The organism is Bacillus sp. AY2-1 (assembly GCF_008368965.1).
Lineage (GTDB): Bacteria > Bacillota > Bacilli > Bacillales > Bacillaceae_G > Bacillus_A > Bacillus_A thuringiensis_S.
This window is the reverse complement of record NZ_QPEL01000027.1, coordinates 24,555-48,919: the sequence shown is the minus strand read 5'-3', so window position 1 is coordinate 48,919 and position 24,365 is coordinate 24,555. Positions and strand designations below refer to the sequence as shown.

Here is a 24,365-nt window from a genome sequence, read left to right as displayed (position 1 = left end):
TTCAAATTTAAAACAACAAAAAAAAATGGAACAAATCAAAACGATTTGTTCCATCTTTTTATTTATCAATTAACTGAACCATAAGTAATGCTTTTCCAACGACATTACCTTCATGATGCACCTCTACATCGACCTTACCAAATTTACGCCCGATTTCTAATACTTTCGGATGAACGGATACAACATTATCAATTTGAACCGGCTTCACGAAATAAATTGTTAAGTTTTCAACAATTAAATCGCTTTTCTTTTGCGCACGAATGACGCGATTTGTCGCTTCTGTCACAATTGTTGCAAATACACCGTACGATAACGTTCCGATTGAATTCGTCATTTGCGGCGTCACCGAAAATTGATATAGATGCTCATTTTTCGCTTCTTTTGGCGTCATAAATTGATTCGTTACGATATCATCAATTGTTTCTCCAACTTGTGGCTGACGTTGAATCATTTGCAGTGCCTGAAGTACATCTTGACGGCTAATGATACCTTGCAGTTTATTTCCTTCCTCAACGACAGGAAGTAATTCAATTCCTTCCCACACCATCATACGTGCCGCAGCTGCGACAGACATTTTACCATTCACTGTAATTGGGTGTTTTGTCATTACTTTATCAATTGGTGTTTCTTTCGCTACACCGATCATGTCTTTTGAAGTTACGATTCCTAGCACTTTTTTATTTTCATCGACAATTGGATATCTTCCGTGCATTGTCTCTTCGTTATATGCATGCCATTGCTGTACTGTATCATGTGGCTTTAAATATAACGTTTCTTCAATTGGTGTTAAAATATCCTCAACAAGTACAATTTCTTTCTTAATCAGTTGATCATAAATTGCACGGTTAATTAACGTTGCGACCGTAAATGTATCGTAGCTACTTGAAATAATCGGCAGCTTTAATTCGTCTGCTAATTTCTTCACATGATCTTCCGTATCAAATCCACCCGTAATTAATACAGCGGCTCCAGTTTCTAGCGCTAATTGATGTGCATTCGTACGGTTACCAATAATGAGTAAATTCCCAGCTTCTGTATAGCGCATCATCGCTTCTAATTTCATAGCTCCGATTACAAATTTATTTAATGTTTTATGTAGTCCTTCTCTGCCTCCAAGTACTTGACCGTCGACAATGTTAACGACTTCTGCATATGTCAGTTTTTCGATATTTTCTTTCTTCTTTTGTTCAATTCGAATTGTTCCGACACGTTCAATTGTACTAACATATCCTTTATTTTCTGCATCTTTAATTGCACGGTAAGCTGTCCCTTCACTTACACTCAAATCTTTCGCAATTTGTCTTACAGAAATTTTATGGCCTACTGGCAGGCTATTAATATGTTCTAAAATTTGGTTATGCTTGGTAGCCAAATGGTTTCACCATACTTTCTTTTCCCTAAATTCTTCATGTGTTGTACTTTCAGTATACTATATTTTCAAAACTGTTACACTCTCTCTTTGCATACCTGTACTATTTTTTTTATAACAAAATGACCCTTACATTCCACCAGTCATTCTATTACAACAATGTAATGCTATTGTCATCTCATTCGATAGTTCGCCCACTTGATTCCCTATACAATGAAGACAAGAAATAAAACAAAGGAGCGTACACATGATGAAAAAATTTTTAGAGGTTGTAGGTGCTATATTTTTAGCTTTCGTAGATGGGAAAAAAGTTGCAATGGAATTGAATGAAACACCTGAACAACCACGTACAAAAAGAAAAGAATCACCAAAACAAATACAAGCATTAAAAGCTGTCCTACACACGTAAAAAACCCTTCACTTTTCTTTTCAAATGAAGGGTTTCTTTTCTATAGTGTAATACTTTCTCCAGCTTCTAATACTTTCCCTGTACAATTTTGTAGCTTTTCTACAAATTGATATGGATCTTGTTCAATAACTGGGAACGTATTGTAATGCATCGGTACAACAGTTTTCGAATTAATCCATTTTGCCGCTAGTACAGCATCTTCTGGTCCCATTGTGAAATTATCACCAATTGGTAAAAATGCTAGATCAACTTTATTTAATTCCCCAATTAACTTCATATCAGAGAATAGTGCAGTATCTCCTGCGTGGTACACTGTTTTCTCTTCTGCTGTAAATAAAATACCTGCTGGCATACCTGTATATGTAATCGTCTTATTTGCTTCATCAATATAACTAGAGCCGTGGAATGCTTGTGTAAACTTCACTTTTCCAAAGTCAAATTCATGTGAACCACCAATATGCATCGGATGTGTATTTACACCTTGCCAACTTAAAAATGTTGCTAGTTCAAATGGCGCTACAACAACTGCATTATTTTTCTTCGCAAGTTCTACTGTATCTCCAACATGATCACCGTGTCCATGCGATAAAAGGATTGCATCCACTTTTACATCTTCAGCTTTTAAATCTGTTTTCGGATTACCTGTTAAAAACGGGTCAATTAAAATAACTTTTCCATTCGCCTCAATTTTCACAACTGAATGTCCATGATAAGATACTTTCATTATTACATTCCTCCCCTATTCACATTCTCACTTTTTATTCTACATGATTTCTCTATTCCCTGTCTTTTCTAACATCTATTTACTTGTCATAACGCTTTCTTCCGAGTTAAAGTTATATTTGTAATTAAATATCTCGGGGGTGCCAATCGATGAATGCTAGATTAGAAAATTTAATGCAATGGCTAAAAGAAAAAAACGTAGAAGCTGCGTTCTTAACTTCTACACCGAACGTCTTCTACATGACGAACTTCTACTGTGAACCGCATGAAAGATTACTTGGTATGTTTGTATTCCAAGAAAAAGAACCTATTTTAATTTGTCCTAAAATGGAAGAAGGTCAAGCACGTAACGCTGGCTGGGCACATGAAATTATCGGATTTACTGATACTGACAGACCATGGGATATGATTGCAAAAGCAATTAAAGACCGCGGCATCAATGCAAATGCAGTTGCAATTGAAAAAGAACATTTAAACGTAGAGCGCTACGAAGAATTAACGAAATTATTCCCAAATGCAGCTTTCAAATCAGCTGAGGAAAAAGTTCGCGAACTTCGTTTAATTAAAGATGAAAAAGAACTTTCTATTTTACGCGAAGCAGCTAAAATGGCGGACTACGCTGTTGAAGTTGGTGTAAATGCAATTAAAGAAAACCGTAGCGAGCTAGAAGTATTAGCAATTATTGAACACGAATTAAAAACAAAAGGCATACATAAAATGTCATTTGATACGATGGTATTAGCGGGTGCAAACTCTGCTCTTCCACACGGTATTCCTGGTGCAAACAAAATGAAGCGCGGTGATTTCGTACTATTTGATTTAGGTGTAATCATTGAAGGTTATTGCTCTGATATTACACGTACAGTAGCATTCGGCGAGATTTCTGAAGAACAAACTCGCATTTACAACACTGTACTTGCTGGACAACTACAAGCAGTTGAAGCATGTAAACCAGGTGTTACACTTGGCGCAATCGACAACGCTGCTCGTTCTGTTATCGCAGATGCAGGTTACGGTGACTTCTTCCCGCACCGCCTTGGTCACGGACTTGGAATTAGCGTACACGAATATCCAGATGTAAAAGCTGGCAACGAGTCTCCATTAAAAGAAGGTATGGTCTTCACAATCGAGCCAGGTATTTACGTACCAAACGTAGGTGGCGTTCGTATTGAAGATGATATTTACATCACAAAAGACGGATCAGAAATTTTAACGAAGTTCCCGAAAGAATTACAATTTGTAAAATAACAAAAAAGGCAGCTTGGTTGCTGCCTTTTTCTATTTCTCTACTATTTCAAATTTCTCTACAATCATTTTTGCTGGATAACTTTCAAGTATTTGAGAAAACCATACTTTTATTTTATCCCCTGTTTTTAACTGTTTATATGCGTCTTTGTCCTTAAAGCTCAAGACTATATGTGATGGATGCTCTTTATTCATTTGTTGTTCTATATAATGTTGCAACTCTACTTTTGTTTCAAACGTTTTATCATCGGCAAAAAACACCGTGTCATTTCTTAATATGATATACCCTTCTTTAGGTACTTTTTTTACCTCTACTTGTTTTGTAGTGCAAGCTGATAATATGATTAGAAATACACTTATAAACATTAATTTTTTCATATGCCTATTCATTTTTAACTCCTTACTCTAGGCTATTTCAAATTTAACACCATCTTCTCCTCATACTTATCATCCCATTTAATCAAAACCTCTATCGGTTCATCTTTAGATAAAGGCGCACAACTTACACAAGATGATTTCATTTCAATCTTTGCTCCTTTATGATTTTCTGACGTTTGTGTCATTGTGCTAAAGGCTCCATTAATAGCAATCTCTAAATTTTTAAATTCTGTATTCCCATCTCCGCCTTTGTACTGAAACGTAAACACTCCATCTTCACTGTCGTCCTTAATATGGCCCTTATATTGTCCCGTCCAACTTTTGCCCTCGCTAGAAAAAGTAACATACCAAATCGAACAACTCCCTAAAAAGAAAATACTAATGAAAAAGAATAATGCTCTCTTCATAATGCCCCCTCCATTCAAAAACACTTATTTATCCCGTATTAACGGACAGTAAGATCCCCACATCAAAATTCGGTGAAAGCAAAGAAGTTAGGTGGGGAATCCCCCACTGATTAAAGTTTCACTTCATTGCCTATTCCTTCCTTTTATTATACTATTTAAATACAGAATTTTCTAAAATAGGAGGGTTTATATGTTACAACAACAATTAGAAGAAATTCGTAATAATAATTACATACTGGATAACACACTTAACATTGATTCTTTAAGTTCTAATATGCTTGAACATATTGGCGATACTGATAGCTATTTAAGGGACAAACTCATCTACTCTACTTTTTATCATCTCATCAAGAAGGACTACCTTTCACACACACAATTACAGAAACTATTATTAGAAAGCATCGGTGAAAAATATTTATTGTATAAAATTCATTCAGATGACGAAGATGCTGTATTTACTCGCGCATTTACCACCTTATTAATTGCGCTCATTATAGATGCAGATACAAATCATAATTTCTTATCACAAACTGATATTTCAAATGTAAAAGATCAATTAATTCTATATATGAACAATGAACATGATTTCCGCGGATATGTTCCAGACCACGGCTGGGCACATAGTATCGCTCATGCTTCCGATACATTTGAGGCGCTTGTTCATAATCCTAAACTAGAAACTTTACATTACGAAGAGATATTAAAAACTTTGTTAAACAAAGTTTTTGTCCATTCTATCTACTACAAATATGAAGAAGACGAGCGTCTCGTTTATCCGATTGTCGCAATGCTGCAAAATGACCTAAAAGAAGAAATACTCATATTAGCCCTTCGTGACTTAGCAGCTCAATTACCGGTCCAAAAACAAGTACTACCTATTGAATCGTACGAGTTTCTATATGGAAATACAAAATCTTTCTTACGTAGCTTATTTTTCAGATTACGTACAATGTCTATATGTAAAGAAACTGAATACGAAATTGAAAAATTGCTACAAGAGCTTCCAAAATATTATTAAAAAAGAAGGCCACTCAAAAAGTGCCTTCTTCTATTTCACTAATATTTAATTGAAATTTCACGATCCAAACTGAGAAAAGGTGGACAAGAAGCGCAAACGCCATACATGCTCCACTTAAAAAAGTTAGTATAGGATGCGAATACACGTGCCCCAATCCATAGGATATCGCCACGAAAAACATTGTTATGTAAATATAAATTGCTCCATGTATTTGCCTCATATAAACCTCCTTTTCCCATATTATAACATAAATTTTCTGATTATTCACATTAATTACTTGTAATCAATATTTCTCAACTGTTACACCTCTTACAGCAGCCTTAATATACGGTGACCCTTGTAAACTTTGTAAATCCTCTGTTTTTCCTGTTACGACTATACCGTATATTGGTAAGTCTTTTGGTTTGGTGTTTTTTATTTCTTTATCCCGCATTAACGGGCAGTAAGACCTCACATCAAAATTCAGCGGAAGCAAAGAAATTAGGTGGGGGGCGGACTGCCCGTAAAAGCCCGATTGGTGAGGGCTGATAATCAGTGGGGGATGAACCACTCCACTGATTAAAGTTTCACTTTATAGTTTATCCTAAAATATTCTCGATATCCCTCTTTATTTTCACTTAAAGATATTCAAATGCAGCTTTTATAAATTTTTTCATAATAAAAAGCACATCCATTTTGATGCGCTTTTCACATATATTTTAGTAAAATATGAATCATTTTTTTGAAGCAAAAACTCCCACTCCTCTCTCCCCATACTATCGTTATGACTTAGTTGCCATAATAATTGAACGAGGATAGAACTCCAACTTTTCATAAAACGATACAGCTTCATTTCCATACACTACTGTTAATTCAATTTCATCTATCTTCTTCGCTTTAAACCATTCCACTGCACTATTCATTAATTTTAAGCCAAATCCGTTTCTTCGGTATTTTTCATCAACGAATAAAACTTCAATCTTTCCGCTTACACTTTTACTATACGCTATACAAAACCCTAATATATCATCTGTTTCCGCCTCAACTAATAATTCAATTCTATATTCTCCGTAATTTGAATTCTGTTTATAATTTTCAATACGTTCCTCAAATGTCATTCTTGGATAATCACCAGAAAAATGTTTTGATTTATTATTATGATATTCATGTAATTTATTTAAAGGTTCTCTTATTATTTCTATTTCACCGAGAGTGATATATTTATTACTAATTTTCATCCTACAGCATCTCCAATAATATATATTCCAACAAAAAAGAAGATCATTTTACGGTTATAAAATAACAATCTATTATTTCATCGCTTCCTTCACAACATCTTGAATCATAACAACTTCTGTTTTCATATCAATAGACGGTGCTTCTTCATCGATACATTCATACCAAAATGCTAAGTGCTTTTTATCAATTTCATGATGCGAATTTTCGACAAAAATACCACCTTCTCCTTGCACAGAATACCAATATAAGTACTCTTCTCCATCTCTTATTTCCCGGAAAATTGTCTCAACGTACATTTTTTCGTCGTTTAATGTCAAAAGCACTTCTTTCAAATTGTCATTAAGAAGCTGCATCCATTCATCTACTCGATGACTCTTACCAGGCTTAACTTTAAATCTTGTTAATTCTACATTCATTTTTATTCCCCCGTTTTCTTACGTACAAACAAACTATATTCTATTGGATGATAAAAACTTAATTTACTAGCTAATTTTCGCGAAGGAATATTGTCTACATAACAATCCCAGCTCGGTATAATGTCATTTTGCATGCAATGTTCAATGAACCTTGTCGCAACAGCTTGAGCTAATCCTTTCCCTTGATGCGCTTCATGTGTTGCAATATCTATTTCAGCAAAACCATTCCCGTTAAATATTGAGACACATTCAGCTACAATTATCCCATCTTGTTCTATACAAAATCCAAAACCACTGTTCAAAAACGTTTCTTTTGATCCCCAATACTCTTTGTAGTACTCCTCTTTAAATTCACTGCTGCGCTCTATATCTCTTCTATCAATACGCTTCACTTCATATGTATTTTTGTTAAAATCTCGTTGACTCTCTTCAAAGGTTACGCTTTGAAATTTCATTCGCGGGATGTTCCGAAGTACATTACTAAAACGCTCTTCTATCATCATTTCCCACTCTTCACTCGAAGTGAACAGTGTAAATCTCTTCTCTGTTTTTTCAATAGCCGTTTTTAAATATGAAAATAACTCTTCGTTATAATTTTGATCATCCGTATCACCAAATAAATAATAGATACCATTAGCTGTAATAATTAATCCTGCTGTTAATTGCCCGTTTATAAAAACCTCACCATCTATCATTTGATCACATACCGCATAAGCAAACGTCGTCGTTCTTGTATTACCTTCTAAAACCGGAAGAACTTTTCTATAATCGGCTACAGATAATTTTTTCATAATTGCTCCACTTTAATCGTATCAGCCTCTATATGTTCAAAACAAAGATTTACCGTTCTCTTTAATGCTCTTGTTCTATGAATCGTACATGCTGGAATTAAAATAGAATTATTTGGCTTTAAAACCGCTGTTTCTCCATCTTCAAAATCAATAAGTAATTCTCCCTCTAGCACAATAAATAATTCATCCGAATTAGAATGATAGTGCCAATCATATTCACCAGTAAATACAGCGATTCGTAAACAATGACTGTTTATATTTGAAACGACGAAGTTTTTATGTTGATCTTGAATGTCTTTTGTTAATTCTATTAAGTTCACAGTTTCCATATTTCATCCCATCCTTTCGTTAGTCGTTCTTCTGAAAAATTAACTTAATCTCCACCATCACTTGAGCTACTACAATCACTGCTACTGTAGTGACCGAATCCACTTGATGAGCTTGAAGCGTATGAAGATTTTTTGCTTCTTTTTCTATCTTTTTTACTTTCATGACTAGGCCATACTGTAGCAAAGAGTATAACGAATAAGGCTAATTCTATTACAACAAGTATAAATTCTAGAATGCTCTCAATAATATTGGGAGTTATCCCAAAACTGTAAAACACTCCAAATGAATACATACACAAAATTACATACAGAGCCATACAAATATACCGGAATGTTTTTTCTATCATAATGACTACTTTTTGTGAAAAAGGTATGTTCTGTTCCTGTTTTTTCTTTATGTACTTTTGTCTTTTAGCTTGCTTTTGCTTCCTTTTTTTACTCCCCATTGAATCCCCTCTTTTATTATATAATTCTAAATTATCATAATAAAAATCGATTTACACCAATAAATAACAATTATTCACATGTTATTTCCCCATATAAAAAAGACCCTCCTTATGAAAAGGAAGGTCTCAAATGTATTTCTATTATGATAAAGCAGGAGCTTTTTCAAGTAACTCTTTCGCATCAGCGTATTGTAAGCCGTGAGCTTCTGCAACTGCTTCGAATGTTACATATCCATCTAATGTGTTAATACCTTTTAATAATGCAGAGTTGCCTAGGCAAGCATCTTTATAGCCTTTGTTCGCAATTTGTACTGCATATGGTACTGTTACGTTTGTTAATGCAAGAGTTGACGTACGTGGAACCGCACCTGGCATATTAGCAACTGCATAATGAACAACGCCATGTTTTTCGTAAGTTGGGTTGTCATGAGTTGTAATACGATCAGTTGTTTCGAAAATACCACCTTGGTCAATCGCAATATCTACAACGACAGAACCTGGTTCCATTGATTGAATCATTTCTTCAGTTACAAGTTTTGGCGCTTTTGCACCTGGAATTAATACTGCTCCAATAACAAGGTCAGATTCTTTAACAGCTTCTGCAATGTTGTATGGATTAGACATTAATGTTTTTACTTGGTTACCGAAAATATCATCTAATTGACGAAGACGTTCTGCACTTAAGTCAATGATTGTTACATCTGCACCTAAACCTACTGCAATCTTAGCTGCATTTGTACCAGCTTGACCACCGCCGATGATTGTTACTTTGCCGCGTTTTACCCCTGGAACGCCTGCAAGTAAAATACCTTTACCGCCTTTGTTTTTCTCAAGGAATTGTGCACCGATTTGTGCAGACATACGACCAGCTACTTCACTCATAGGTGCAAGTAATGGTAAAGAACGATTGTCTAATTGTACTGTTTCGTATGCAATTGATGCAACTTTGTTATCGATTAATGCTTTCGTTAATTCTGGTTCTGGAGCTAAGTGTAAGTATGTGAATAAAATTAAACCTTCACGGAAATAGCCGTATTCACTTGCTACTGGCTCTTTTACCTTCATAACCATATCTTGATTCCATGCTTCTTCAGCAGTTTCTACAAGTTTCGCACCAGCTTGTACGTATTCTTCATCCGTAAAACCAGATCCTAAACCTGCTCCTTTTTGAACAAAAACTTCATGACCATTTTGTACTAAATGTACTGCTCCCGCTGGCGTCATTGCCACACGGTTTTCATTGTTTTTAATTTCTGTTGGAATACCGATACGCATGATTAGTTCCCCCTTGAGTTATGAAATGACCCCTGAATCATTTTTTAAAGCGCTTTCTACGCTCTTATATTTTAACATAATATCTCAATATTTGACAAAAAAATAATACAAGTTTTCCGATAGATTTAATTTTATATTAAAAGACAGTATTATCCGCACCTCTCAGCACAATGGATAAACTGTCCAATTATTTGAAACTTCATCTTATTTTATTCTATCGATGTCTATGAATAACATCCACTGCACCAGTCACTTCAATAATTGTACCGGTAATCATATCGGAATCGTCCTCACATAAAAACGAAATGGTTCTTGCAATATCTTCACCTGTTCCAGATCTACCAATCGGTGTGTTATGCTCTTTTAGCTGACGTGCTTCTTGAATAGTTGCCTCTTTCATATCGCCAATAATATCACCAGGACATACCATGTTCGCAGTAATACCATACTCCGCTTCTTCATAAGCAACTGTTTTCGTTAATGAAACAAGTCCTACTTTGGCCGCTGCAAAAGCTGAACGATAAATCCATCCCGGTGCACTATCCGCCCCTTGAAATCCGTAATTAATAATACGGCCAAAGCTCTGTTTTCTCATGACCGGAACGACAAGTTTTAATAAATGAAATACCGCTGTTAAATTTCCCTGAATCATTTCATTCCATTCATCTTCTTCATAATCAACTAACTTTTTTCGTTCAAATACATATGGACCAGCATTATTAATTAAGAAATCAATTTTGCCAAAACGGCTTATCGCTTCTTCTACTATTTTATGTAAATCTTCCTTTTTCGTGACATCCGCTTGCACGAATTGTAGACGCTCTTCCATATTTTTATATGTTTCTTTCAACTTTTCCATAGCCGTGATATCGCTATGATACGTTACTGTTACTGAATATCCTTTAGCCAATAACTTTTCTGTTACTTGCTTTCCTAAACCTTTCGTACCGGCTGTAATGAGCGCGTGTCTCACAAACATGCCTCCTTTTAAATTGCTATACTTCATATGTAACAAGTTCTCGCTCCAATTACAACTAAAATGAATTGAAACAGAGTTTTCAAAATTCTGTAACGTTTCTGGCAAGCACGTTACCAAAATTTGTTTTATAATTAAGTTGTAAACAGTTATAAAACAGATTGGGAGGAATTTACTATGAATAATACATATACAAATATTTTAATCGCGGTGGATGGTTCTAAAGAAGCAGAAAAAGCCTTTAAAAAAGCAATTCAAGTCGCAAAGCGCAACAATGCAACATTAACAATCGCTCATATCGTTGATGTAAAAGCGTACTCAGCAGTAGAGGCTTATAGCCGTGCAATTGCTGAACGTGCAAATCTATTTGCAGAAGACTTATTAGAAGACTACAAAAAAACTGCGCTTGAAGCTGGTCTTAAAAAAATTGAAACTGTATTAGAATTTGGTAACCCTAAATCTAAAATTTCAAAAGAAATCGCTCCAAACCATAAAGTAGATTTAATTATGTGTGGTGCGACTGGTTTAAATGCTGTTGAACGCTTCCTAATCGGTAGCGTCTCTGAACATATTATTCGCTATGCGAAATGCGATGTCCTTGTTGTTCGTGGTGATGAGGAGCAAGGTGATCTTTAATTTATAGATAAAACACCAAGTCCACATGGGCTTGGTGTTTTTCATTTCACATATTTCACTATAAATACAAGACAAGCCACAATAACAACAGTAATTGCTAATACATAGGGAGGAAGAAACTTCAAAGACCATAATGCCATCATAATCGTCGCAACCGTTAAGTATGCTTGCTTTGCATCTTCTGTCATTTTTTTACGAAGTAAGAAGACGGACAAATAGCCAATTGGCGGCGTAATGAAACAAAGAACATATATGATTTTTGATTTTAAATACCATTTTTGTTCTCCAAGTTTCTTTATATCCCCTTCTATTCTCTTATGCTCTTGTTCTTTCGCTTCTTCTACAAGCGGATTTTCCTCTTCTCCTCGCTTTTCTTTCATATAAGGAAGAAAGTGCATAAAAAAATAGTATGCGAATACGAACGCTCCAAATCCAATATTTAATCTTTCTAATGGAATATGCTCACTAAAAAAAGCAGCAGTAAGCACTAAAGACAAACAGTACGTCATCATCCAAAATGAACGTTTTCTCTTTTTCCGTTCCATTTCTTTTTTATCTTGTACATGTTTTCTTTTCGAAAGCCATATTGAAATACAGCAATCTACTAGAAATAGAGAAAAAATAAATATCGCAACATGTACTGTTTCTACATTTCCAAATGAAAATACGTTTGGGAATGCAACATACAATACAATTAGCGTGTACAAAATTAGCCCTATAAAATAAAGTGAAACTTTAATCAGTGGGGGGTTTTGTTCATCCCCCACTGATTATTAGTTGAACCAATCGGGCTTTTACGGGCAGTTGATCCCCACCTAACTTCTTTGCTCTCGCTAAATTTTGAGGTGGGGGTCTTACTGCCCGTTAATGCGGGATAAATACGTCTCATTTTCCATTCCTTTCTTATTTCCTAACTTTAGGTTAACATACATTTTTTAGAAATAGACGGACAAAATATATATGTTAAAAAAGGAGGATGCTATATGAATGATTCTGAACGTATTATTTTAGATGTGAACGGGAAAGAGCTCGAAATGTTAGATACACTCCGTACACATTTTAAAGAAAAACATGGTGTGGAACTAAGTAATGGTGCATTACTTAGAGATTTGATGGATATTGAGTATATTCGAATTACGGAAGATCGACATAAGTATGATTAACTTTAAGTTATAAAAATCACAAAAAAGGTACGCTTCTCTCTACTAAGATTCGCGTACCTTCTGCCCTATAAATCAACTTCCAACAAACTCTCCAACTAATCCTTTCGCCTTCTCCAAAGCTTTTTCAATTTGCTCAAACCCTGTCCCGCCAGCACTGTTACGACGCTTTACAGCTGCATATGGTGAAAGAACTTCATACAAATCTTCTTCAAATAATGAGCTCATTTCTTTATATGTTGCAAGTGGTACATCTACTAAGTAAATTCCTTTTTGTGTGCAGTGTAGCACTAGCTTCCCGACAATTTCATGAGCTTGACGGAATGGTAGTCCTTTACTTGCTAAATAGTCGGCAATTTCTGTTGCGTTTGAGAAATCTTGCGTTACAGCTTGCCCCATCTTTTCTTTGTTGACAGTCATCGTTTCTAGCATGCCTGCCATAATATGAAGGCATCCTTCTACTGTTTTTACTGTATCAAACATTCCTTCTTTATCTTCTTGTAAGTCTTTATTGTAAGCGAGCGGTAATCCTTTCATGACTGTAAGTAAACTAAATAAATTACCGTACACTCTGCCTGTTTTACCACGAATTAATTCCGCCATATCCGGATTTTTCTTTTGTGGCATAATGCTGCTTCCCGTTGCGTATTGATCGCTCATTTCAATAAATTGAAACTCTTGGCTACTCCATAAAATAAGTTCTTCGCAAAAGCGTGATAAGTGCATCATGAGCATAGATGAGTTACTTAGGAACTCCAGTATGAAATCACGATCGCTTACTGCATCTAAACTATTTTCATAGATTCCATTAAATCCAAGAAGCTCCGCACTATATTCTCGGTCAATCGGGAATGTTGTCCCAGCTAATGCTCCTGCTCCTAATGGTGAAATGTTAATGCGCTTTAATGAATCTTCATAACGATTCACATCACGCTCTAACATCCAAAAGTAAGCGAGAATATGATGAGCAAATGAAATTGGCTGCGCACGCTGCAAATGCGTATAACCAGGCATAATGGTTTCAATATTATTTTCTGCTTGATGAACAAGAACAGTTTGCAATTGTTTTGTAGCTTTTATAATATGTTCTACTTTTTCTTTCAAATATAAATGCATATCAGTCGCTACTTGATCATTACGGCTTCGTCCTGTATGAAGTTTCCCTCCTACTTCACCGATTTGTTCAATTAACATTTTTTCAATGTTTAAATGAATATCTTCCGCTTCGACCGAAAAATGCAATTTATTTTGCTTCGCTTCTTCTAATAAATATTGAAGACCTACCTCGATTTTCTCGGCTTCTTCTTTCGTAACGATGCCTTGCTTTGCTAGCATCGTTACGTGTGCAATACTTCCCTTTATATCTTGATTTACTAATTGTTGATCGAAGGAGATGGATGCTCCAAACTCTTCAACCCACGCTTCCGCTTCTTCCGTAAAACGTCCGCCCCAAAGTTTGCTCACGCTTCCACCTTCTTTTGATTCACTTGGCTGTATACTTTCGTCGGTAAACCAAATAATGAAATAAATCCAACTGCTGCATCATGATTAAATTCATCTTGAGCAGTATATGTTGCTAATTTTTCATCGTATAAAGAGTATTCAGATTTACGTCCTTCTACAATCGCATGACCTTTAAATAATTTTACACGCACTGTACCTGTTACATTCTTTTGCGTTTCTTGTAAAAATGCATGAAGCGCTTGTTTTAAAGGAGAGAACCATAAACCGTTATAAATAAGTTCTGTTATTTTCTGTTCAATCACTGGTTTAAAATGTGCTACTTCTTTTACGTGTGTTAAATCTTCCAACTCTTTATGTGCAGTGATTAACGTCATTGCTGCTGGGCATTCGTATACTTCACGAGATTTAATACCGACAAGACGATTTTCTACGTGATCGATACGTCCAACGCCATGTTTTCCAGCAAGTGCATTTAACGTTTTAATTAATTCTGCAAGTGAATATGCAGTACCATTCAAAGTCGTCGGTACACCTGCTTCAAATCCGATTTCTACAAACTCTGGTTTATTCGGTGTATCTTCTAATGCTAATGTCATCTCATATGCCTCTTCTGGTGGTGCTGCCCATGGATCTTCTAAAATTCCACATTCGTTGCTGCGTCCCCATAAGTTTTGATCGATTGAAAACGGGCTATCTAAATGAATCGGAATTGGTACATCGTTTTCTTTTGCATATGCAATTTCTTCTTCACGTGACCACTTCCATTCACGTACAGGCGCAATCACTTCTAAGTAAGGATTTAATGCTTGGATAGAAACTTCAAAACGAACTTGGTCATTTCCCTTTCCTGTACATCCATGTGCAACTGCAGTTGCACCTTCTTGTTCTGCGATTTCTACTAATTTCTTCGCAATAAGCGGACGAGATAATGCAGAGACAAGAGGGTATTTCCCTTCGTATAATGTGTGTGCTTGCATCGCCATCAATGCATATTCATTCACAAATTCTTCTTGGACATCCACCATATATGATTTAATTGCACCAACTGAAAGTGCCTTTTCTTTCACAAACCCTAAGTCTTTTCCTTCCCCTAAATCTAAACAAAGTGCGATAACATCATAATTATTCTCTTGTAACCATTTAATTGCAACGGAAGTATCAAGACCTCCGGAATATGCTAATACAACTTTTTTCTTCTCCATTTTGCATCCCCCTAAAGAATAAATATTCATTTTCTTTTATAATAATTCAAACTTTAACACCTTTTACAAAATGTATCAAGAGTCATTTTCAAATTTTTTCAAACAATTTCGTCGAACTTCTTTCTGTTTTTCTGTACAATATAAGCAGGAAAACGGGGGTGAACTTATGGAAAAGTATTTCTTATACGATAATCATCTAGGAATTGAAATTCCGCATTTACAAGAAGATTGGGAAGATATCCCCGAAAAAATGCAGCATGCTATTTTACTAAAATGGGAACAAATTCGCGGGAAAATTCCTGATCGTATAAAAGAACTTGAGCACTATATTAATACAAAACAACATCATTTAAATAACGAAGAAGACTTCGAAGTTTCTTGTAAACTAAATTCAGAAATTGCCGATCTTGCTTCCATCATTAATGACCTTTGGCTTTGGTATCGACTCACTCAAAATGTATCTGAGGGGAAAGCACACCAATGAAAAAAGCATGCCCCTCAATTACTTTGGGTCATGCTTTTTTGTCGTAACATGATTTACAATATATCTCTTGTGCTGTTTTCGCCAAACACACATCAAATGGACCAACTAATATACTTCTTTCTTTCGGCAACTTTACAAAAGCAACAAGTTCTTCTTCATATTGAATTTTTTTCTGACATGAAACGCATATTAATTCTTTTCTTTTGAACATGTCTTTTAGCATATCTTCACTCTCCCCTTCATCTATCTATATTAATATACTCTCATAATAGTTAAGAGTTGTAAAAAAATGACACATTTCGAATCGAATGATTCATATACTATGTACAAAAGGAGGTCTAAAGCTTATGCGTGCTTTCGTTATTATCGCTTTAACTTTTTTAAGTGTAATTAGTTGGGATGCATTTTTTAAAGATAAAAGTGATGAAAAGAACACAACGGAATAAAACCCTTTTTTTCTTACTTATTGGACAAACCGTTACAAACTGTCCAATCCTCTGAAATAACTTAGGCTTTGCTACAAAAATATTTAAACATAACATTTTTTGTAGATTCCCTCCGTTTATTGTCGGTTTCCATCCGCATACATTTTTTAAAAGTATGATATAATAGTATAAATCTTGAAGGAAGGGATTTTGATATCATGATCGCTCGAAGGAGCATGTGGCATCGTATTGACGAATCATACACGTAGCGTATTTTTCAGCTCAGATACTTTAGTCTAGCGAAAAAAATACGAGAGTGGGGAAATTATGATTGCCCGAAGGATAATTTGGCAAAAAAAAGACTCTTCTTACACATAGCGTTTTGTTTAGGACTTAATTGTTACTAACTAAACAAAACAAAGAAGAGCAGGATTGCTAAATGACGAATCCTACTCCACGTTTTGTTTAGTCGTTTTAAGACTTAAACTAAAACGAAGGTAGGGAGAATTGATGGACGAGAGGATTATTCGTTATTTCTTCAGCGACATATAGCGTAGTTAGTTTTTTCGTAAACTAACTGAAAGCTACATGTGAGCTCGTAGTTAGTTTACAACACAAAAAGGACTACTAACTACGGAAAGAAGGAATAACGATGAGGAACATCCAAAGTCGGCAAATTATTAAAGAAATTTTTATGGTTTTAATCGGTTCATTTATTTTAGCAGCAGCGCTATATCACATTCACTTCCAAAACCACTTAACAGAAGGTGGCTTTGTAGGAATTGCACTATTCATTCAAAACTTTTATGATATTTCACCATCTATTTCAACTGTATTAATGGATATCCCAATTATTTTACTGTGTGCTTCATTTTTGGGTAGAAAAATGGTTGGCTATTCATTCTTAGGTTCTATTTCATTCGGATTATTTTATTCCTTAATGGAAAATTATTCTCCATTTACGGTAGATTTATCAAATAATTTATTTATAGCTGCAATAGTTGGCGGTGCGTTAGCTGGTATTGGACTCGGTTTTATATTGCGATTTGGCGGTGCAACCGGTGGAGACGATATTTTAACAATTGTATTAAGTAAACGAACTCGTTTTACAATTGGGCAAATTTTCTTCGTCTTTGACGCGATTGTTCTTGCGCTTTCATTATATTATTTAAATTGGACAGAAATTGCTTTTACTATTCTTTCGATTGCCGTACAGGCAAAAACATTGGATTTAATTTATTATCCAAAAACAGAAAAAACAGCAGAAAAGCAGCCAGTATCTGTTCCAATGTCCAAAAAACATGCAACAAATTAAAAAAGCGAAAGGCTTCGGCCTCTCGCTTTTTTTATGCTCTTTTTTCTTTCTCGACTATATGGCGCACTTGATAAAATCTATTTGCAAATTCAGTAACGTTTCTTGTTAAACGATAATTCACTGTAGATCCAATTGCCATTCCAATTACCGGTATACCTTGGAATAATTTACGACGAAGAGCATAAATCGAAAATGTCTTCAAAATTTGTTTTAACACAACCTCAGTAGAAGCTGTTTGCAACACTGCTTCGTCTCCTTCGTAGAAGAACGAATCTTCTTGTTCCAGCTCTTGCAATAAATTGTACCATGCGTATTGCTGAAGTCTTCCTGGTAGTAATGACGCATGAAACACCTTTAACGCAAGCATCATTTCATACGGCTTGTTCACATCATGTCCAAATGATGTGGCAATAAGTTGGACTGCCTTCACATTTAACGCGATCATAACCGGAAAATCCGCCGTTAATAATAATAAACCTCCAGCACCTGTTGCCCCGCCTTGTACAAATGAATATAGACGATGACGTGCTGTTTGCTGCTCTGCTATGTATGTTAATTGATCAATAGATAATGCTTTCAAATCTTCAAGCTGTTCAATCGATTCATCAAATAATCTTGATGTTCCTAAAATCCGATTACGTGCATCTAACTGTGCTTGTGAACTTTGAATAAATGCATGCAAATGAAAGAGCCATCCATCTGCTTTCGTGAAGAATTCTTTTCGCTTTTTCTCAGGTAATTTCGCAACTGTAGTATGTAACCATTTATCAAACACTTTTTGAAAATCGGTCGCTTCTTGCTCAACTAATTGCGCTTCCCATTCTTTTATATTGTCTAAAATGGCTTGTTCTCGCTTCGATCGCATCGTAACAACCACCTCGTTCGATTTTTTTCTATTGTAACATATTTCTGCTTATTCTTTACAAATATGCTTGTATATCTCTTTTCACATACCCTTTATAAGCGACATAAAATAATAGCAAAAAGGATGAGATGCTTCACATGAATCTATCCAATCTAAAACAAAATTATAACGCAGAATTCAGCTTAGGAAAAAACTGCTGGCCTACTTGGGCATTATATCAATTAGAATTATCACCATTTTTTGGTGTTATTGATTTTATGCTAAGTCCTTCATTAGCGAAAGTAAATTTATTATTCCAAAATCGATTTGACCGCTTTTTAAATTAAGAAAATTTATCCTTCATCTCATTTTGGGATGATGATGCAAAATTAAGATGAAGGGACAACCTTTATGAAATTGACTCCTGTCATGACTTTAAAACAGATGTAAACACACCAACTACTTGGCCTTCTTATACAGAAATTAAGTTAAACTACGAACATCGAACTAATCGTTTTCTAACTACAATTGAAACGGCAGAATCCATATTATTTATTCGAACTGGAGGAACATACGAAGAAGCATGTTCCCTAGAACAAATTTCATCTCAAATAATTACACATACATTCTCTGTCCTGTTACTAATTCCTGCCGATATACCAACTATCACTCAAGAAGATTGGGGATTACAACATACTTGCGTTATGAAATGCCCGATTATGGATGTATACCAATACAATGAAGCATTTTGGAAAGACTTATTTGATGGAATTACAGTTAGACCGCACACTTAAATACAGAATACTTTTATCACACCATACATTATAATCTTCCTTATACAAAACAAATAAGGAGTGATTCTATTATGTATCCACGTGCAAAAGCTTTCGGTCTTGCTGTACATCAAGATCGCCTTCTCGTACAAGAATATTATACAGAAGGCGAAACATATTATCGTCCTCTTGGCGGTTCCATTGAACTTGGTGAAAAATCAGCACATACTGTTATTCGGGAGTTTAAAGAAGAGCTTCATACGGAGATAGAAATCACCAATTATTTAGGTTGCTTAGAAAATGTCTTTCATCTAGATGGGGGCATTGGTCATGAAATCATTCAACTATATTCTTTGCGTTTATTAGACACCTCACTATATGAAATGGAAATATTAAATATACAAGATGAGCAAGCAGTAACGTATGCGAAATGGATTCCTATTAAGGCATTCATTCAGAAAGAAAAAGTATTATATCCGGATGGAATTTTAAAATACATCCAAAAGAAAAAAGACGAAATCCTATAGGATCTCGTCTTTCTTTTTATATATTAACCAATATCTCCAAGACGTAGTACGTCACGAGCAATCATAACTTCTTCGTCAGTTGGAATTACGATAATTTTTACTGGAGAGTGTGGGAAGCTGATGAATGCTTCTTCACCGAATACGTTATTACGTTTTACATCGAAGTATACGCCCATGTACTCAAGGCCTTCTAATACGCGCTCACGAATAATCGCACTGTTTTCACCTACACCAGCTGTAAAGATGATTGCGTCTACACCTTTCATACGAGCTGTGTAAGAACCGATGTATTTGTGGATACGGCTTACGAATACATCAAGTGCTACTTTCGCACGGTGGTCGCCTTCTTCTTCTTTCGCAATGATGTCACGTAGGTCACTAGAGTAACCAGTAAGACCTAACATACCACTCTTCTTGTTTAATACGTTAACTACTTCTTCTACTGTTTGGCCTGTTTTTTCCATGATGTATGGAATTAACGCAGGGTCAAGGTTACCAGAACGTGTACCCATTGTTACACCAGCAAGTGGAGTGAAGCCCATAGAAGTATCGATAGATTTACCGCCTTCTACTGCTGCGATACTTGCACCGTTACCTAAGTGACAAGAAAGTAAGCTTAAGCTTTCAATTGGACGACCTAATAATTCAGCCGCACGCTCAGTTACATATTTATGAGAAGTTCCGTGGAAACCGTATTTACGGATGCCGAATTTTTCATAGTACTCATATGGTAAGCTGTATAGGAATGCAGATTCCGGCATTGTTTGGTGGAATGCTGTATCGAATACTGCTACTGCTGGTACGTTTGGTAATACTTCTCGGAATGCTTTAATACCAACAACGTTTGCTGGGTTATGAAGTGGTGCTAAATCGCTTAATTCTTCGATATCAGCTAATACTTCATCAGTAATTAAAACAGAGTCAGCAAATTTTTCGCCGCCGTGAACAACACGGTGACCGATACCGCCAATCTCATCTAGAGATTTAACGATTCCGTTTTCAGTTAATTTTTTAAGAAGCATATTAACTGCTACTGCGTGATCTGGGATGTTTGTAATTTCTTTTTGTTTTTCGCCATCTACAGTAATAGTGAAGATACTATCTTCTAAACCGATACGTTCTACTAAACCTTTTGTTAATACTGTTTCACTTGGCATTTCAAATAATTGGAATTTTAAGGAAGAGCTTCCTGCGTTAATCGCGATGATTTTTGACATCTAGTCTTTCGCCCCTTTTTCTCTTGGTAGTTGTGTGGATGTTTCCACAAACCGCTCGATTTTATCTAATCAAATTTACTAAATATGAAAACGTTTCATCATTAGCAAATTTTATACTCACGATTTTAATTTAAACATCGTCCGACATATATTTCAAGTGAAAAAATTGTAACACCAAGAAAAAATATATATTACAGATTTCAAAAAAATTCAGTTAAATCTAGTATATATTTAAAAATATGACATATTATATAAAACTGTACTACATGAATCACTAACTCTGTTACATATACCCAGCTTTATTTATGTGTTGCAAACCAAGTATTTAATTGATCCATAATGTTCTCCATCGCCTTCATGTTAGAGAATTTAGGCAACTCCACTAATAACGCCTGTTTTGGCATTGTTACATTAGAGCCTTTCTTTTGGAGAACAAATATACTTTTTGCATTTTTCTCGTTTTTAAACATGGAAACAGGAAGCTGTAATAACCCTTGAATAAAGCATGTTTCTTTAATAAATGCATGTAATTTCGGTGCCTGGTCACTTTCAAAAATGAAGTTTGGTACTAAGAAGAATAAGTACCCGCCCTCTTTCGTATGTTTCACACTTTGTTCAATAAATAAGTGATGAGCATACGACATTCCTTCATCTGCTTTTAATTTATATTCACTGGCACCGATTTCGTTTGGATAGTAACCAATCGGTAAGTCTGAAACGACTGCATCAACTGGATCGATATAAAGTGGTGCTAGTCCATCTTGATGGAAGAATTCGATTGCATGCTTCTGTAAATTTGCATTTACTAAAGCAAGTTTAATTAGCACTTCATCCACTTCTACACCAAATCCACTCATTGTTAGTCCTTCTTTGGCGCTATTAAACACTGTAGTCATTAAATTTCCTGTTCCAATTGCAGGATCTAAAACTGTAATTTCGTTTTGACCTTGCATAAATTTATGGAATAAGTAACTCATGAACATCCCAACTGCATCAGGCGTCATTTCATGATTCGCTTGTACGCCTTCTTTCATTCCTTTTAAGATGGCTAACTGAAATGCTTTACGAATTTCTTCACCTTTATATGTTTCTTCATTAAACGTACTATATTCACGATTCAGCCTTTCAATTGCTGATTCGGATAATTCCTCTTGTAAAATCGCTCCCTCAAACAAGTTATCACCTGTTTCTACAAGCGCCTCTAAATATGTCACATCTAATTCTTTACGTAAAACTACCGCAGAAGAATCAAAAATAGAAAATAATGTTTCCACTGTCTGACTCACGTACATTCCTCCTTCTCTCTTTTACACATAACTTATATCATACCACAAAGTGATTTTTTCCAAAAAGAAAAAGCGACCTCCTGTAAAGAGCTCCCTCTCAAGTTATATATGATATAACGTTTTTTCTCATATATCGGCAACATTACGCAGCGATATATGAGAAAAAACGACCTCTTTATAAGAGGTCATTTCCTTCACATTACTTTGCAGATTTAGCTGCTTCTAATGCTGCTTCATAGTTTGGATGGCTTGTACCTTCGCCTACGTATTCTACGTAAACTACTTTGTCATTGCTATCTACTACGAATACTGCACGAGCAAGTAAACGAAGTTCTTTCATTACTAAGCCGTAAGCTTCACCGAATGAAAGGTCACGGTGGTCAGAAAGTGTTACAACATTTTCTAAACCGTTTGCTGCACACCAGCGTTTTTGAGCGAATGGTAAATCAGCGCTAATTGTTAATACTCTCGCGTTTTCAATACCTGCTGCATCTTGGTTAAAACGACGTGTTTGTGCATCACACACACCTGTGTCGATTGAAGGTACAACACTAATTAATTTTACTTCGCCTTTGTATGTTTCTAAACTTACTGGAGATAAGTCGTTTGCTAATACTTGGAAGTTTGGCGCTTGATCGCCAACTTTAACTTCTGTTCCAACTAAAGTCATTGGATTACCTTTAAAAGTTACGTTTGCCACTTGAAAATCCTCCCTTATTTAAACAAAATATGTACAATGTAAATGATAGTTTGTCCCTATCGATAATGCAAATAAAATCGCTTTATTTACAAAAAAATAAAAGAAGCTAACCTATTGATTAGCTTCTTTATTCGTTAAATTTGAAATTCAGGATCATCTTCTTTTCGTTTATCCATCATTTCTTTCACTTTATCAACAGCTTGTGGCGCTAATTCAATTATTTTATCGATGACGTGTGTTTGTTTATCTAAGTGCAATACTTTCACACCATCTCCGTTTATAACAAGAAAGGCAACAGGATTAATAGAAACTCCTCCACCACTTCCCCCGCCAAATGGATGACGGCCTGAATGTTCTACTCTACCAAATTCACTTCCACCAGCAGCAAATCCGAAACTTACTTTCGAAACAGTAAGAATTACACTTCCATCTGCCGCTTTAATTGGGTCACCAACAATTGTATTTACATCAGTCATTTGTTTTAAATGCTGCATTGCTGTTGTCATTAAACCTTGAATTGGATGGTCCATTCTATATCCCCCCTATGCTTGAACAGATTTTTCTGTCATACCAGATTTTTGCTGCCTCATAAATATGAGCAATTTCATCGCTGTTTTTATAGTGCGGAATATACGAAAAGATGCTGTTAACTCGCATCTTGATGCAAATCCCTTCCCTTGAAAAACAGGAGTAATTTCAAATTCTGGTACATCGACAATATGCATATATTGTCCGACAACTCCAGCAGCCATACCTTTTGTCCCCCATGCATATCCAGTGACAATTCCAGTACTAGCTGCGTCGCCTGCTCCAATTTGCGTATGCCATTTCCAACCATTGATTTTCACTCGTTTGAGAAAATCTTTAACGATAGTATGAACTTTTTGAAGCCTTTTTATCAGTTCCCCAATACTGTCAAGTTGCGACATAATTTTATTATCTAGTCCGCCGTCCTCTTCAGCTTTTTCGATTTTCTGTCCTGTCTTTTTCTGCTGTTTTTCAATTCTTTCCAACACATCAAATGTATATCGAATCATCCATATTTTCACTTGAAATAAACATTGCTTTTCCATTTCTGAATATAAAAATGTCACCTTAAGCGATATTTTCGACAATAGTATAAGCAAAATAAAAAGGAGAAGAATTATTATTCCAATTACGAGCCACTTCATACGTATCATCCTTTCACTCCATACCCATTATCGACAAGTTTATTCATCGTTAAACAGAGTTTTATAAGATTGAATATAAAAATTTTTCTAAAAATAAAAAGGTATTTTGACAATTTATATCGAAATATATTATTTGAACATATCATCAGGGAACGGACTC

Annotated in this window: 30 protein-coding genes and 2 pseudogenes; 9 read left to right on the top strand and 23 right to left on the bottom strand. The window is 35.3% G+C overall.

Annotation, left to right across the window (positions count from 1 at the left end; translation table 11 throughout):
- Positions 1 to 58 precede the first annotated feature (58 nt).
- Complete coding sequence (locus DN403_RS07185; RefSeq protein ID WP_000201579.1) at positions 59 to 1,372, bottom strand: CBS domain-containing protein; 1,314 nt, start codon at positions 1,370 to 1,372, stop codon at positions 59 to 61.
- A 244-nt stretch (positions 1,373 to 1,616) separates the two neighbouring features.
- On the opposite strand from DN403_RS07185, the gene DN403_RS31060 reads away from it, so the two are divergent.
- Positions 1,617 to 1,778 carry a hypothetical protein gene (locus DN403_RS31060; RefSeq protein WP_000976014.1) on the top strand — a complete coding sequence of 54 codons (162 nt, stop codon included), beginning with the start codon at positions 1,617 to 1,619 and terminating at the stop codon, positions 1,776 to 1,778.
- A 40-nt stretch (positions 1,779 to 1,818) separates the two neighbouring features.
- Here the strand turns inward: DN403_RS31060 and DN403_RS07180 are convergent, their stop codons facing one another.
- The gene (locus DN403_RS07180) at positions 1,819 to 2,502 is read right to left on the bottom strand and encodes a metal-dependent hydrolase (protein ID WP_000868923.1); all 684 of its coding nucleotides are present in this window, start codon (positions 2,500 to 2,502) and stop codon (positions 1,819 to 1,821) included.
- A gap of 149 nt (positions 2,503 to 2,651) precedes the next feature.
- Between DN403_RS07180 and pepQ the strand changes: the two genes are divergently transcribed.
- Complete coding sequence (gene pepQ / locus DN403_RS07175) at positions 2,652 to 3,749, top strand: Xaa-Pro dipeptidase (RefSeq protein ID WP_000994053.1); 1,098 nt, start codon at positions 2,652 to 2,654, stop codon at positions 3,747 to 3,749.
- Between the two features lie 30 nt (positions 3,750 to 3,779).
- On the opposite strand, the gene DN403_RS07170 is transcribed toward pepQ, so the two are convergent.
- Positions 3,780 to 4,136: a DUF3221 domain-containing protein gene (locus DN403_RS07170; protein ID WP_001079383.1), complete on the bottom strand. Its 357-nt coding sequence runs from the start codon at positions 4,134 to 4,136 to the stop codon at positions 3,780 to 3,782.
- A gap of 20 nt (positions 4,137 to 4,156) precedes the next feature.
- A complete protein-coding gene (locus DN403_RS07165) occupies positions 4,157 to 4,531 on the bottom strand; it encodes a hypothetical protein (RefSeq protein WP_000816722.1) in 375 nt (124 codons plus the stop codon).
- Between the two features lie 190 nt (positions 4,532 to 4,721).
- Between DN403_RS07165 and DN403_RS07160 the strand changes: the two genes are divergently transcribed.
- Positions 4,722 to 5,549 (top strand): DUF2785 domain-containing protein, encoded by an 828-nt coding sequence (locus tag DN403_RS07160; RefSeq protein ID WP_000941471.1) that lies wholly within the window; start codon positions 4,722 to 4,724, stop codon positions 5,547 to 5,549.
- 13 nt (positions 5,550 to 5,562) lie between these two features.
- Here the strand turns inward: DN403_RS07160 and DN403_RS07155 are convergent, their stop codons facing one another.
- The 9 genes and pseudogenes from DN403_RS07155 to DN403_RS07110 form a co-directional block, all read right to left on the bottom strand.
- A complete protein-coding gene (locus DN403_RS07155; protein ID WP_001248905.1) occupies positions 5,563 to 5,769 on the bottom strand; it encodes a hypothetical protein in 207 nt (68 codons plus the stop codon).
- 63 nt (positions 5,770 to 5,832) lie between these two features.
- A pseudogene (locus tag DN403_RS07150) lies at positions 5,833 to 5,973 on the bottom strand (anti sigma factor C-terminal domain-containing protein); the annotation flags it as partial.
- 337 nt (positions 5,974 to 6,310) lie between these two features.
- Positions 6,311 to 6,766, bottom strand: a complete 456-nt coding sequence (locus DN403_RS07140) for a GNAT family N-acetyltransferase (RefSeq protein ID WP_000703677.1) — start codon at positions 6,764 to 6,766, stop codon at positions 6,311 to 6,313.
- Positions 6,767 to 6,838: 72 nt separating this feature from the next.
- A complete protein-coding gene (locus DN403_RS07135) occupies positions 6,839 to 7,183 on the bottom strand; it encodes a DUF6176 family protein (RefSeq protein ID WP_001100204.1) in 345 nt (114 codons plus the stop codon).
- A 2-nt stretch (positions 7,184 to 7,185) separates the two neighbouring features.
- Positions 7,186 to 7,974, bottom strand: a complete 789-nt coding sequence (locus DN403_RS07130) for a GNAT family N-acetyltransferase (protein ID WP_000736717.1) — start codon at positions 7,972 to 7,974, stop codon at positions 7,186 to 7,188.
- Positions 7,971 to 8,303 carry a cupin domain-containing protein gene (locus DN403_RS07125; RefSeq protein WP_000450934.1) on the bottom strand — a complete coding sequence of 111 codons (333 nt, stop codon included), beginning with the start codon at positions 8,301 to 8,303 and terminating at the stop codon, positions 7,971 to 7,973. The genes DN403_RS07130 and DN403_RS07125 overlap by 4 nt, the downstream gene beginning before the upstream one ends.
- A gap of 44 nt (positions 8,304 to 8,347) precedes the next feature.
- Complete coding sequence (locus DN403_RS07120) at positions 8,348 to 8,749, bottom strand: hypothetical protein (protein WP_017763649.1); 402 nt, start codon at positions 8,747 to 8,749, stop codon at positions 8,348 to 8,350.
- 141 nt (positions 8,750 to 8,890) lie between these two features.
- Complete coding sequence (ald, locus tag DN403_RS07115) at positions 8,891 to 10,024, bottom strand: alanine dehydrogenase (RefSeq protein ID WP_001219401.1); 1,134 nt, start codon at positions 10,022 to 10,024, stop codon at positions 8,891 to 8,893.
- A 214-nt stretch (positions 10,025 to 10,238) separates the two neighbouring features.
- The gene (locus tag DN403_RS07110) at positions 10,239 to 11,030 is read right to left on the bottom strand and encodes an SDR family oxidoreductase (protein WP_003280286.1); all 792 of its coding nucleotides are present in this window, start codon (positions 11,028 to 11,030) and stop codon (positions 10,239 to 10,241) included.
- Between the two features lie 147 nt (positions 11,031 to 11,177).
- Here DN403_RS07110 and DN403_RS07105 point away from each other — a divergent pair, with 147 nt between their 5' ends.
- Complete coding sequence (locus DN403_RS07105) at positions 11,178 to 11,636, top strand: universal stress protein (protein ID WP_149185378.1); 459 nt, start codon at positions 11,178 to 11,180, stop codon at positions 11,634 to 11,636.
- Between the two features lie 41 nt (positions 11,637 to 11,677).
- Here the strand turns inward: DN403_RS07105 and DN403_RS07100 are convergent, their stop codons facing one another.
- Positions 11,678 to 12,376: a hypothetical protein gene (locus tag DN403_RS07100; protein ID WP_074790337.1), complete on the bottom strand. Its 699-nt coding sequence runs from the start codon at positions 12,374 to 12,376 to the stop codon at positions 11,678 to 11,680.
- A gap of 243 nt (positions 12,377 to 12,619) precedes the next feature.
- Here DN403_RS07100 and DN403_RS07095 point away from each other — a divergent pair, with 243 nt between their 5' ends.
- Positions 12,620 to 12,799 carry a hypothetical protein gene (locus DN403_RS07095; protein ID WP_000999985.1) on the top strand — a complete coding sequence of 60 codons (180 nt, stop codon included), beginning with the start codon at positions 12,620 to 12,622 and terminating at the stop codon, positions 12,797 to 12,799.
- Positions 12,800 to 12,871: 72 nt separating this feature from the next.
- On the opposite strand, the gene argH is transcribed toward DN403_RS07095, so the two are convergent.
- On the bottom strand, positions 12,872 to 14,260 hold the full coding sequence (gene argH, locus DN403_RS07090; RefSeq protein ID WP_046958733.1) for an argininosuccinate lyase: 1,389 nt from the start codon (positions 14,258 to 14,260) through the stop codon (positions 12,872 to 12,874).
- Positions 14,257 to 15,462 (bottom strand): argininosuccinate synthase, encoded by a 1,206-nt coding sequence (locus DN403_RS07085; protein ID WP_149185377.1) that lies wholly within the window; start codon positions 15,460 to 15,462, stop codon positions 14,257 to 14,259. Before DN403_RS07085 ends, argH begins: the two co-directional genes overlap by 4 nt.
- 166 nt (positions 15,463 to 15,628) lie before the next feature.
- Between DN403_RS07085 and DN403_RS07080 the strand changes: the two genes are divergently transcribed.
- Positions 15,629 to 15,946, top strand: a complete 318-nt coding sequence (locus DN403_RS07080; protein WP_000417222.1) for a hypothetical protein — start codon at positions 15,629 to 15,631, stop codon at positions 15,944 to 15,946.
- A 28-nt stretch (positions 15,947 to 15,974) separates the two neighbouring features.
- On the opposite strand, the gene DN403_RS07075 is transcribed toward DN403_RS07080, so the two are convergent.
- The gene (locus DN403_RS07075) at positions 15,975 to 16,169 is read right to left on the bottom strand and encodes a hypothetical protein (protein WP_000910278.1); all 195 of its coding nucleotides are present in this window, start codon (positions 16,167 to 16,169) and stop codon (positions 15,975 to 15,977) included.
- 854 nt (positions 16,170 to 17,023) lie between these two features.
- Here DN403_RS07075 and DN403_RS07065 point away from each other — a divergent pair.
- Positions 17,024 to 17,686 (top strand): YitT family protein, encoded by a 663-nt coding sequence (locus tag DN403_RS07065; protein WP_001244514.1) that lies wholly within the window; start codon positions 17,024 to 17,026, stop codon positions 17,684 to 17,686.
- Positions 17,687 to 17,717: 31 nt separating this feature from the next.
- Here DN403_RS07065 and DN403_RS07060 read toward each other — a convergent pair whose 3' ends face one another.
- The gene (locus DN403_RS07060) at positions 17,718 to 18,551 is read right to left on the bottom strand and encodes an EcsC family protein (RefSeq protein WP_001256853.1); all 834 of its coding nucleotides are present in this window, start codon (positions 18,549 to 18,551) and stop codon (positions 17,718 to 17,720) included.
- 137 nt (positions 18,552 to 18,688) lie between these two features.
- Here DN403_RS07060 and DN403_RS07055 point away from each other — a divergent pair.
- Both DN403_RS07055 and DN403_RS07050 read left to right on the top strand, forming a co-directional pair.
- Positions 18,689 to 19,324: pseudogene (locus DN403_RS07055) on the top strand (DUF1796 family putative cysteine peptidase).
- 71 nt (positions 19,325 to 19,395) lie between these two features.
- Positions 19,396 to 19,830 carry an NUDIX hydrolase gene (locus tag DN403_RS07050; protein ID WP_016077219.1) on the top strand — a complete coding sequence of 145 codons (435 nt, stop codon included), beginning with the start codon at positions 19,396 to 19,398 and terminating at the stop codon, positions 19,828 to 19,830.
- A gap of 23 nt (positions 19,831 to 19,853) precedes the next feature.
- On the opposite strand, the gene ackA is transcribed toward DN403_RS07050, so the two are convergent.
- The 5 genes from ackA to DN403_RS07025 form a co-directional block, all read right to left on the bottom strand.
- Positions 19,854 to 21,047 (bottom strand): acetate kinase, encoded by a 1,194-nt coding sequence (gene ackA / locus DN403_RS07045; protein ID WP_000034583.1) that lies wholly within the window; start codon positions 21,045 to 21,047, stop codon positions 19,854 to 19,856.
- A 299-nt stretch (positions 21,048 to 21,346) separates the two neighbouring features.
- Entirely contained in the window at positions 21,347 to 22,333 is a 987-nt protein-coding gene (locus DN403_RS07040; RefSeq protein WP_000084365.1) for a class I SAM-dependent methyltransferase, read from the bottom strand.
- A gap of 199 nt (positions 22,334 to 22,532) precedes the next feature.
- On the bottom strand, positions 22,533 to 23,033 hold the full coding sequence (gene tpx / locus DN403_RS07035) for a thiol peroxidase (protein WP_000024531.1): 501 nt from the start codon (positions 23,031 to 23,033) through the stop codon (positions 22,533 to 22,535).
- A gap of 134 nt (positions 23,034 to 23,167) precedes the next feature.
- A complete protein-coding gene (ytfJ, locus tag DN403_RS07030) occupies positions 23,168 to 23,563 on the bottom strand; it encodes a GerW family sporulation protein (protein ID WP_000350007.1) in 396 nt (131 codons plus the stop codon).
- Between the two features lie 12 nt (positions 23,564 to 23,575).
- Positions 23,576 to 24,214, bottom strand: coding sequence for a DUF2953 domain-containing protein (locus DN403_RS07025; protein WP_149185376.1), 639 nt, complete (start codon positions 24,212 to 24,214; stop codon positions 23,576 to 23,578).
- Between the last annotated feature and the right edge of the window lie 151 nt (positions 24,215 to 24,365).